This is a genomic window from Paenibacillus agilis (assembly GCF_007786455.1).
GTDB lineage: Bacteria > Bacillota > Bacilli > Paenibacillales > Paenibacillaceae > Paenibacillus_B > Paenibacillus_B agilis.
Map to the genome: position 1 here is coordinate 2,194,408 of NZ_VNJK01000001.1, position 11,380 is coordinate 2,205,787.

Below are 11,380 nucleotides of genomic sequence, written 5' to 3' on the forward strand. Positions count from 1 at the left end.
CAGGCAGCTAATTTTTTTAGCCTATTATTTAATGATATTAATCAAATTTCGCCCCTATTGCTTAGCAGGTATTCATAAAAAATAACTCAGAAAAATATGCATTGACTATATGATAAGGAGGTACATTATGTTGAGGAACCGTACAAACTCAGGTAGATGGTCTGCGATAATTACTGGAGTGTTATTAATTGCTGGGTTAGTTACAGGTATATTCAGTGTTGTTCCTGTTATAGATGGAGCAGATTATTTAGCCAAGGCTTCTACCAGTGAGAATCAGGTACTAATAGGATCGTTTTTTCAGTTGCTTATGGTTGTTGCCTATGTCGGTGTACCTATTTTACTATATCCGATTTTAAGTCAGCACTATAAAGGTTTAGCGCTTGGCTCTGTTGCTTTTGGCATCATTGCGGGAGTGTTCATTATTATTGGTGTAATCATTCTTCTGTTGCTTCTGTCATTAAGTCACGAATTTTTAAAAGTAGAAATTGAAAATGTCGCGTATGTTGAGACTTTAGGTGGATTGTTAAGGGAAGGCCGTGATTTGGTAAACCATGTGGCAACGACATTGTCTTTTGTGTTGGCTATGTTCTTGTTTAGTTGGGGATTTTACCAAAGTAAAATCGTTCCACGTTGGTTGTCCGTTACGGGCCTTATCGGGTCTGTTATGTCCATATTGGCAAGCTTATTATTTATGATTCGTTTCATCGGTCTAGATGAAACGTACATGATCTTGAATATTCCAATAGCTGTTCAACAATTGGTTTTGGCTATATGGCTAATCCTTAAAGGGTTCAAACAGCATCAATAAACTCGTTTGAAAATTTGGCAAGGAGGTACATCAAAATGACTAAACATCCAAATACCGCTCTCCTCGATTACAATTACCCGTAAGCAGCAGAAATAATAAAGCTGTCATTTATACAGTATGGAGCCCAACGACTGTATATGTCGCAGGTAATAAAGTCACATACAACGTCAACTATGAAGCAAAATGGTGGACGCTTCACGAAACGTCTGACACTTCAACTGCTACAGTATGGAAGGTAATTTCATATATTAGGTCTATAAAAAAGACGACTATCCCCCCCTTAAATGGGCCATGGTCGTCTTTTTTATTAACATTAAATTGCTGCGCGAATTCGTTCGAACAATACATTGTTCTCAAGATGTATATGCTCAAAAATGTCCTTTTCAAGCATAGCAAGCCGTTTAAAGACCAACTGATACGTACCGCAAGCATCATCCGGAAGTTTAAAATCAGCGGTTACTTTTCTGAGCTCTTGAAGCAAGCTGCCAGCATGAGTGTGCTCATGTTCTAGTTCAGATACATGCGGTGTAAGCGCTGCTGCAATTTGCTCGTTTGGTTGGTCAATAAATTTCAAAATCAGCGGAAATACATGTTCATCCTCATCTTGCGTATGGTCCAGCAGCTCCACTTTCAATTCGGTGAAAAGCTCCTGTACCCTAATAAGTTCAGGATGATGCTCTCCATGTACACGAGCCAATTTCGTCACATAGGGTGTTAAAGCCGGTAATTCTTCCCGTAAGAAAACATGATGCTTTTGTTGAATGTATTCAATTAATTCTGATTCCTTAAGGGATGCTGGACGGCTCTCCTGGTAATTTTCAAACTTGACTTCTATGGAATGCACCTTCTCAAGTACATCAACGGGATCTAACTGAAGCTGCATAGCAGCTTCTTGCAAAGGTACTCGTCCTCCACAACAAAAATCAATGCGGAGCGAACGGAATAAATCCGCAGTTTGCGGTATGGATGTAACAATATCAGAGATATGACTTTGAAGTGTGAATGAACTCATATGGGGACCTCCTTTAGATTTGCATTATTTCGTGAAAAGCTTCACTAGTACAAATCAAGTATAGGTAATCCCTCATTCTGCATGTGTGATTCCAATCATATTTAAACGTAACATTGTGTGAATTGTACTTATTAAAAAGCCGATTTAGGACAGCGCGCTAAACCTTTTATAATTCCTTATTTTTTCAAATTAACTAAAATGATCTGTTCTACACATTTTAAAGGGTCATATAGTTATAATATTACAAATATTGGAGGGATACCATGAAGTTCAAAAAAATGTTAGCATTACTACTGGTTACTTCAAGTTTAACGTTGATGAGTGGGTTGACACATGCCCAAAGTAGTGCCGTGAATGCACCGGTACATAACAAGACAATTGAACAGGATATCAATCCTTTTTACACTACTCTTCTTGCTTTTTCACATAATCATTTACTTGCCAGTGTTGATACGATTCACGGAGGGACTTTTTATGTTCCTCACCGTACAACAGTAATACTTATTACAGACCAAAACGTTGTTACTCCTTCAGATTATGCAGCACACGTTTATTACGCTATTCACGATAGTAATGGAAATCGGGTATGGGACTCTTTCTTAACAGGTAACAAAGAACATAGGGTCTACATTACATTAAATCCAGGATATTATAATCTATATTATAAAAGTGGTAATTGGAACGTCCCTACGAGATTGTTTGGTCGTATCGTTGACTAATCGCTTTACCTAGACGAAACGTTATAGCAACGTGGTTATGAATGGAGCTAACAAGATTGAGGAATTTCAGAACAAGAATTAAATACTGATTCGCTACGTATCTTTACGAATATGAATGATCACATAAACGAAAAATGAGCCGTGCCCCTATAAGGGGAGGCTCATTTTTACATGATGAGAAGCAAGGTCTAGTCATAAGGTGTCTACTACAATATCTCAATATACCCTTCTGTTCCATGCACGCGAATTTGCTGCCCATCCTTGATCAATTTGGTTGCATGCTCAACTCCGACAACTGCAGGCAAGCCATACTCACGTGCGATAACAGCTCCATGGGTCATCAACCCACCAACTTCAGTTACGAGGCCTTTTATGGAAACGAACAACGGTGTCCAGCTCGGGTCAGTAAAGGCGGTGACTAAAATGTCCCCTTCTTCTAGAGCAGCATCTTCCATGTGCAAGATGACTCGCGCTCGTCCCTCTATCACTCCAGATGAAACAGCTAGACCTATAATAGCCTCCGCGGGGAGATTCTCACGTTTATACTTACCAGCAATAATCTCACCATCTGACGTGATGACACGTGGCGGCGTTAATTTTTCATACACTTTATATTCGTCTTTTCGTTTGCTAATGATCTGGTAATCCAATTGATGAGTTCGTACGACTTCGTGAAGTTCTTCAAAAGTGAGTTCGTATATATCTTCTTTTTCAACAATAATCCCCGCTTTTACGAGTCGATCAGCTTCTTTTAGTAGAGCCTGCTTATATACGAAATAGCGATTCACCATGCTGTACTTTGGATATTCCCGATATCCGATGAAATTACGGACTAGATCGATCATTTGTTTGGTTTCTTCGGCTTTTTGCTCACCGTGAGGTAATTGCTTCAATCGCCGTAATAACTCTTGCTCTTTATTTACAGCTTCTACTCGCCCCTGCTCAAATTTCCGCTTACTTGCATTCGGTTCAAAATTTTTGATATTACTGAGAATCATCGGGACAAGTGTAGATGGTTTTTCGCTCCAACGGGTTCTGGTGATATCAATTTCTCCGGCACATCGCATTCCGTATTTGTTGAGATAAGCATGGATGGCGTCTAAGGATTCCTGACCACCCTCAATCTTAACCAGTTCTTCCTCCCCAATATCCACGTTTACATGTTGTAAATAATCAATAACATCACGGTAAGGACGAATCACATCTGCGACATCCAATAGTGCGAGGCCCATTTCAGACGTAATATTATTAGGTACAGATTGAGAAATGGTATCTGCTGCACCCTTTTCGCCTAACCACTCGTTCATGTTTTCATTGATCCATGCTGAAGCATTCATTGCAGTCATAATGACACCCAAACTTTGCGGGTCAAATAAAAACTTCTTCAATTGTTGAATATCTTCTAATATAAAATCAAATAACGCTGAGCCTGATTTCGTCTGGATGACTTCTTTTAACTCTTCTATCGATGTTTGATGACGCTTAATTAAATCAGAAACGATTGTTGAATCGTGTTCGAATTTGTTTTGAAAAACAGCAGCTGCCATCTCATTATTGTTTGCGTTGGGAGCCGTCGGTGTTGTTTTCTCATTAGGAACCGACGTGATAAAATTTCTGCGCTCTAGTATGGTCATCAATGCATCCTTGATAAGGGGATCAGATTGTCCTAGGTTATTCACTAACATTTCTCTACTGTCAGGTGAAGCCAGCATAGGTGTGATATCTACAAAGAGCCTTCCACCAGCTTTACGCATTGGAGCAGGGGTTGTCAGCAGGAAAAAGGACAATCCCAGCGGTTTCATAGGATCGGTCATCATTTGTTGATGTCCTACAGATACGTAGACGCGATTTGCTTGATCATCTGCTTCAGGTATCGGATATAAAGTCGTGATTGGGCGACTCTGAACGATATAAAAGGTACCATCAACCAAACACCATTCAATATCTTGCGGGCAGCCGAAGTAAGCTTCAATCTGTCTTCCGATCCGTGCTAGTTGTAAAATTTGTTGTTCAGTAAGGGTTTGAGCCTTTTGCTGCTCAGAATTGAGCTGCTGGGTTTCTACTCCGCCTTCTTTCCGCCCATAGATGGCTAGTTTTTTGACCGCGATCCTCTTATCGACGATTTGTCCATCCTGTACTTTGTAACAATCGGCAGATACCAAGCCTGAGACCAGTGCTTCTCCAAGACCATAACTGGCATCGATGGAGAGCAGCTTGCGGTTACAAGTGATCGGATCAGCTGTAAATAAGATTCCTGAAGCCTGTGGGAAAACCATTTTTTGAATGATTACGGATAAATACACTTGGCTGTGGTCAAATCCATTTTGCATACGGTATATGACCGCGCGATCCGTAAATAAGGAAGCCCAGCATTTGCTGATATGCTGCAAGATGGCTTCTTGGCCAATGATATTTAAATAGGTATCTTGTTGACCAGCAAAAGAGGCATGCGGCAAGTCTTCAGCGGTCGCACTAGAACGTACGGCATAAGCATGCTCCTCGCCAAGCAGTGAGAGATAGCGAGCAACTTCGTTCACAACATCGCTAGGAAGTACTACCTCTTTGATGCTTTGTCTAATGGCACTACTAATTTCAGCAATTTGCTCCCGATCTTCTACGGTAAGTATGGTTAGTCGATCCAATAAAGCCTGATACGTTTCGTTTTGTTCAATGGCTTGTTGATATCCGATTGTTGTAATACAAAACCCTTCAGGCACTTGTATGCCTTCCAATTTGGATAGCTTCCCTAAATGTAGCCCTTTTCCGCCAACGAGCATAAGCTGCGAGTCATTCATTTCCTGAAAATCAAGAATCAAAGAACGCATTCCACATCTCCCCTAACCATTAAATTGAGAAAAAGATTTGACAAGAGATTAGCAGCATAGTACAATAAAGATGTAAGATACACTAATTATGCAATTTTATATAAAAATAGTCGTGATCTGATTGTATCATCGTGACTGTTTATATGCAATAGCAAAGAACCTGATAGAATTATCAGGTTCTTTTTTTGTACTGCATGAGGAAATTCCGAATTTGCGTCTAGATTGATTCCTAATCGGTGTACACTTCAAGCTTCCACAATGAATATCCCCATAAAGTCGCCTTTTTTACACCAGTCAATTTTACATATCTACACATGACACCTCCAAAATCGCTATACTCTTCAATTCCACCCTTACCTGAATCCATATTAACGATTGTCTGCCATCTTTCATTGTCGTTTGATATGTCTATTGTGTATGACGTAGCATAAGCTTCTTCCCAATTTATAAGAACACGTCCAATCTCTACTTCTTCTAACAGATCAATGCATATCCACTCATGATCACTCCCTGGTGCGCTGCTCCATCTTGTTTTAGAGCTGCCATCATTAACATTTTCTTTTCGATTAACGTCTGATTCTTCCGATGAACAGAAGACAGGCTTTCCTAATGCATGATCTTTTCCTCTAGATGCTGTAATTAAGGTTATCTCATCATTGCTGAGACTGATGTCACCTCTAACCGTCCTAACTTTCACTTTTATATTATATTCACGGCCATGATCTACATTTTGTATTTCGTATACATTCTGCACGGTCACTCCTAATAGAGTATCGTTAGCATATATTTGATACTGATAAATATATTCATCGAGAATATCTTCCCACTTTAGCAAAAGCCCATTACCTGGTAGTATTTCAAATTTTAGCTTTAGATCTACTACAGTTTCAGGTTGGGAACTCATTCTATTAACAGGGTTGCTTCTATTTTGATTAATTCTTTTCTTGATCATCTTAATGTTTTCAGTTTCTAATTCTTTTAGCGCTTTTATTTTCTCAGTCGTTTTCTGAAGATTGATCTTTCCACCTAGTAAGATCTTTAGGAATACATTTCTAATAGTACAGGATAAATCAACTATTTCGTCTAATTTATCTGTCCCTGGGTATCGAGTAATTCTGAAAAATTTTGATAAAAAATAACGAGAACCTGCCACCATAGCCAATGCGTGCTCATAGCTTTTTATATCTTTGTTATTCTCCTCCATTTGCAGGGAATGTTCTTGTAGCATTTCTATTATCCTATCGTACAAATTCAAATTATCACTAACTGCTAAAAAACCATCTTCAAACTTGTTAATAAATAAGCTAACTGTTTCTTCAGTGAAGTTATACTGTTCATCACATATGTAACCCATGGATCTCCATCTTTCATCTAAGCAGTCAAAAGCCTCCTGTATTTTGCTTTGATCATAGGTGTGTCCCATTAAGTTAGGTATATCAGAAATCACAAAAGTTCCCTTCTCTTGATCATAGGATTCCAGACTAATTGCATGCATGCTTCGTGGTTCATTTGCTAGATGGGGGAGATGTTCTGTCCATATCCAAAGAAAAATTCGTTTTCCTTCACCAAACTTTTCTTGAACGAAGGGGTATGAGGAGGCTAAGTTAGGGAACTTTGTAATTTTCACATCCATCCCTATATCACTGAGATCGCTCAACGTGCGAGTGCTCATGAACCAACGATCTAAACCTTTAACAACAATCTGATTATAAATATCCTCACATTCAATATAAGAATCATAAAAAAGGTAATCCACAGGTACACCTTTATTAAGAAGATCAAAAAAAACTTGATGTATCCCGCAATTCATATGCCTAAATTTAAAATAATCTAAGTAATTAATATTAATGTGAATCACTCCTATACTCTTACCTAATTTGTTTGAGTTAATATGGATATGTCTTATGGCATTTCTCAACAGAGCACTATTCCGATTGGTATACTTGTTCAACAGGATAAAATATGCAGCCAGAAAAAGCATAACGGATGTTGTTTCCGTTGTGTTGTTAGCTTCAACCGATAAGCCAATACGACATGGTAAGACATATTTTCATGCTCAAGCTGCTGTAGCGCTGAATGTTGGATGTAGGATAATACTCTCGTGACCCATATGAAGTGTGAATCTGTTATGAAGAGGTAGCAGTATGACTTTCATTATGCGGATTGTAATATGAAGTTTGACACCTAAGAAAACAAAAGGCTCATGATCGAATTTGTGTAAAATGAGAGTTATCACAACACTGTGATTACAGAAAATCCAAGATGAGCTACTCCCATCTTAGCATAATTGAGCGAGGACAACTAGCGACGTTACATCAGCTTGGCTGGTCGACCCAGGTAATTGATTGTCTACTCGGTCGTCACCATTACCGGTGAAATTAACAGAGCATGCTCACAAGAGACCTATGGCTCTTTAACTGCCCCAAAAGCTTACGAGCATGGTAGAGCCGCCAGCGTACCTATCAGCAAGTTTAAAGGCCAGCCTTTACGGGTGGCCTTTTGGATCACGCTATCTCAATCGCTTCAAATCTACTAACGGGATCATTTCCACCTACCCGTTTATTTTTGAGCATCCAGAATAAACATAGTTGCATCTTGACCCATGAATATTGTATTGTACTTCCCTCCTTATCTAATATTCTGTACTCATTAAATGTTGTAGTACTAAAACATTTCGCATACTCATATTCTGTTTCGTCATAATGATCAGCGTAAATCCCACGACCATTACAGATGATGAAAGGGGTGATTATCTTCTCATAGAGACATTGGATTATCGCCGATCTAGAGAAATCGGTATCTCAATTCACGGGAGGAGATTGAAACAAACGGATTGTAAATAAGATAACGATGGAGGGATTATTAGTGTCTACTTTACGTTCGACTATTTCCAAGCAAATAAAGTTATTCATTGTATGCAGTACAATGTTTGCACTTCTATTCGCACTAACAAATACGCTGTTCGTGCAGAATGCTACCGCGCATGGCAACGTTACGAATAGCCGTGCAGCATTATGTGCCAGCGGCCAGAACCAGAACTGTGGACATATTATTTATGAGCCGTACAGTTTGGAAGGACCAAAAGGATTTCCACAGGGAGGACCACAAGACGGGAAGATCGCAAGCGCTAACACTTGGTTTACCCAGCTTGATCAACAATCATCCACTCGCTGGTCTAAGGTGAATATCAGCCCCGGATCCCACACGTTTAACTGGTATATTAAAGTTTCTCATGCAACTGCCAGTTGGAAATACTACATCACGAAACAAAACTGGGACCCTAATGCCCCTCTTACACGTGATTCCTTCGATCTAACACCATTTTGCAGCGCATCCTCAGGTGGGTCGCATCCAGGCGGATCTTATTCCGATACATGCAACATTCCTAATCGTACAGGGTACCAAGTTATTTTAGCAGTATGGGAAATCTACGATACCAACAATGCGTTCTATAATGTTATCGATGTTAATTTTGGCGGTGATACTGATGAAATTCCTCCTACCGCTCCATCCACTGCTACTTCTTCCAATGTCGGAACAACAACTGCAACGGTATCTTGGGGCGCTTCCACCGACAATGTGGGTGTTTTTGGGTACCGTGTCTTTAACGGTTCTAACCAGATCGGAACAACGAACGGAGCACTCTCTACGAACTTAACTGGTCTGACGGCCAATACAACATATAACCTTACCGTTAAAGCGTTCGACGCAGCAGGCAATGTGTCAAATGCGAGCAATACGATTACATTCACAACACTCCCCGTAATAGGACCGGACATCGTTCCACCAACTGCACCATCTAGCCTCCATGTTATGGGTACGACCACCTCAACATCTGTTCCTTTAATGTGGAATGCATCAACAGATAATGTGGGGGTCAAAGAGTACCAAATATTTCGCGGAGGCACTTATGTAGCAACCGTGCCATCAACGTCCGTACAATACACCGTAACGAACTTAACGGCCAATACTGCATACTCCTTTACAGTAAAAGCGGTTGATCCTGCAGGTAATATATCGGCGGCAAGCAATGTACTTAACGTAACAACGTCTGCAGCTCCTGCTATCTATCCTGCATGGAGCCCAACGACTGTCTATGTCGCAGGTAATAAAGTAACTCACAATAACATCAACTATGAAGCCAAATGGTGGACGCGTAACGAAACACCTGGCACTTCATCTGCTACGGTATGGAAGGTAATCCCTTAGCTTATAAGTATACAAAAAGACGACTATAGCCCCGTTGTATGGGATATAGCCGTCTTTTTTCGATTCTAATGTGTTACAGATATGCATGTAACACGTAGGATGCGACTGAACTAAATACGGGGCATACCGTTTCAATCCACGCACTCACGTAGAGTGCGACAGCGAATTTCAGAAAATTAAGAACATTTTTCCCGTTTTACTGGAATCAAGTATTATTTATGTACATTTACTACCGTAAATCATTGCGTACAGCTTATCTAAAAGTAAATAATCGGAAAAAATATGGTGCGAATGTCTCGGGGATTTCATGTGCACTTCACATTCGCACCACTACGTCGATAGGCAAACTAACCAAATGGTTGTAGGCCCATCATACTCAATTCCATTCTCTTTGTTATAAAAACTCAATAAATTTCGCGATTCCTTTTTCGAAAGTGTGATAGCCGTCATCTCCAAGTTCTTCACGAAGTGCTTTGATGAACGCTTTGTGCATTTCCTCGTGAGACATGAATGCAATCTTCCCTCTTTCTTCTAATTGGACGACTACAGCCCTTAAGTCTACTGGATGAGCATGACGGCTAACAAATCCTTCCCTTTCAAGACGGGAAATAATTTGGGTGACTGCACCTTTCGTAATGCTTAATTTTAGAGCAAGCTCGCTCATTAAAATGCCTTCGCCACATCCAATTGCTTCAATGGTGTGCATTTCAGAAGGGGTAAGAGCTCCCGCTTCACCGAAAATGCGGGGCTGGCGTTCCATTCTTCGCAGCTTGTGTATGAGTTGGCCTATAACATGATGATTGTCCAAATGTAATCTAACTCCTACCTTATAATCGTTATATTTTAAGGTAGAGTACCCACTCTGCAATGTCAAGAGAAGGACGCGATAAGTGGTGTTTTACTCGGTAACTACCGTACCTACATTACAATGAAAGAAGCGGCTGCCAAATGCCTGCTTTAATCGCGAACTGACCTCAAATCCAGTACAATGAGAAACGCCAATTCGTTCAATGTCCATTTCTAGTAGCGCTTGAATGGTCTTCTCTTTTTGCTCCTCACTAACTGCCCATAAATGAGTGCCTCCGATAACCGTATGAACGCGTTGAACGCCTGTCTTTTTAATCGCATAATTAATGATATTAACAATTCCGGCGTGAGAACAGCCAAGTATAATAAACAAGCCCTTCTTCGTTCGAATAATAATCGATTGGTCATCCTCTACAGGGTCAATCTCATAGCCGTTCTCTGTTTCAATCACGATATCTGTATCTCCGATTTCATAGTCATTGGTTCTAGGGACTTCTCCGGTTAGAAAGAGATTCGGAACGATTTCAACAAAGTCGCGGTTATAAATAAACTTCGCACCTGCATCAATTAGTGCTACTTCTCTATGCGGAACTCCGATATAGCGATGATTGGATCGAACAAGGTAACTTGTTTTAAATAACTGGGGATGTGAATATACAGGAACTTCAGCATGGGGCATCGCTTGCAGAGCAGAAAGCAACCCTCCTGTATGATCGCAATGATGATGGCTTATGATAATACCGGATAAGTCAGACCACTTCTTTCCTAATAGGCTCATATTGTTGATCAGAGCATTTCCTTGACCTGTATCGAACAAAAAATGACCATGCTCCGTCTCTATATACACGGACCAGCCATGCTCAGCAATGGCTCCAAGGTTTCCAAACACAGTATTTTCACAAATAACGGTCGCTTTAATCATAGCTACTTCTTCCCTTCTATTTGTATGATAAGAGTCGCTCCATAATTTCTCGCTATGTCAATATACTGCTGATGAGGA

The 11,380-nt window shown here is 40.2% G+C and carries 8 protein-coding genes; 3 read left to right on the top strand and 5 right to left on the bottom strand.

Annotated features, from left to right (window positions below):
* The first annotated feature begins 127 nt into the window (after window positions 1-127).
* Window positions 128-808, top strand: coding sequence for a DUF4386 domain-containing protein (locus FPZ44_RS09910; protein ID WP_144989733.1), 681 nt, complete (start codon window positions 128-130; stop codon window positions 806-808).
* A 313-nt stretch (window positions 809-1,121) separates the two neighbouring features.
* On the opposite strand, the gene ric is transcribed toward FPZ44_RS09910, so the two are convergent.
* Window positions 1,122-1,820, bottom strand: a complete 699-nt coding sequence (gene ric / locus FPZ44_RS09920; RefSeq protein WP_144989735.1) for an iron-sulfur cluster repair di-iron protein — start codon at window positions 1,818-1,820, stop codon at window positions 1,122-1,124.
* A 263-nt stretch (window positions 1,821-2,083) separates the two neighbouring features.
* On the opposite strand from ric, the gene FPZ44_RS09925 reads away from it, so the two are divergent.
* Entirely contained in the window at window positions 2,084-2,539 is a 456-nt protein-coding gene (locus FPZ44_RS09925) for a hypothetical protein (protein ID WP_144989737.1), read from the top strand.
* Between the two features lie 206 nt (window positions 2,540-2,745).
* Here FPZ44_RS09925 and ppsA read toward each other — a convergent pair whose 3' ends face one another.
* Window positions 2,746-5,364 (bottom strand): phosphoenolpyruvate synthase, encoded by a 2,619-nt coding sequence (ppsA, locus tag FPZ44_RS09930; protein WP_144989739.1) that lies wholly within the window; start codon window positions 5,362-5,364, stop codon window positions 2,746-2,748.
* Between the two features lie 229 nt (window positions 5,365-5,593).
* The gene (locus FPZ44_RS09935) at window positions 5,594-7,222 is read right to left on the bottom strand and encodes a discoidin domain-containing protein (RefSeq protein WP_186785984.1); all 1,629 of its coding nucleotides are present in this window, start codon (window positions 7,220-7,222) and stop codon (window positions 5,594-5,596) included.
* A 1,007-nt stretch (window positions 7,223-8,229) separates the two neighbouring features.
* Here FPZ44_RS09935 and FPZ44_RS09945 point away from each other — a divergent pair.
* Complete coding sequence (locus FPZ44_RS09945) at window positions 8,230-9,573, top strand: lytic polysaccharide monooxygenase (protein WP_261378276.1); 1,344 nt, start codon at window positions 8,230-8,232, stop codon at window positions 9,571-9,573.
* Between the two features lie 394 nt (window positions 9,574-9,967).
* Here FPZ44_RS09945 and FPZ44_RS09950 read toward each other — a convergent pair whose 3' ends face one another.
* Together FPZ44_RS09950 and FPZ44_RS09955 are read right to left on the bottom strand one after the other, a co-directional pair.
* Window positions 9,968-10,381, bottom strand: coding sequence for a MarR family winged helix-turn-helix transcriptional regulator (locus tag FPZ44_RS09950; protein WP_261378277.1), 414 nt, complete (start codon window positions 10,379-10,381; stop codon window positions 9,968-9,970).
* Window positions 10,382-10,471: 90 nt separating this feature from the next.
* Window positions 10,472-11,302, bottom strand: coding sequence for an MBL fold metallo-hydrolase (locus FPZ44_RS09955; protein WP_144989743.1), 831 nt, complete (start codon window positions 11,300-11,302; stop codon window positions 10,472-10,474).
* Window positions 11,303-11,380 lie beyond the last annotated feature (78 nt).

Excerpts from the sequence above, each read along its gene's own strand:
- FPZ44_RS09910 (WP_144989733.1), top strand. The coding sequence starts at position 128 with ATGTTGAGGAACCGTACAAACTCAGGTAGATGGTCTGCGATAATTACT.
- ric (WP_144989735.1), bottom strand. The coding sequence starts at position 1,820 with ATGAGTTCATTCACACTTCAAAGTCATATCTCTGATATTGTTACATCC.
- FPZ44_RS09925 (WP_144989737.1), top strand. The coding sequence starts at position 2,084 with ATGAAGTTCAAAAAAATGTTAGCATTACTACTGGTTACTTCAAGTTTA.
- ppsA (WP_144989739.1), bottom strand. The coding sequence starts at position 5,364 with ATGCGTTCTTTGATTCTTGATTTTCAGGAAATGAATGACTCGCAGCTT.
- FPZ44_RS09955 (WP_144989743.1), bottom strand. The coding sequence starts at position 11,302 with ATGATTAAAGCGACCGTTATTTGTGAAAATACTGTGTTTGGAAACCTT.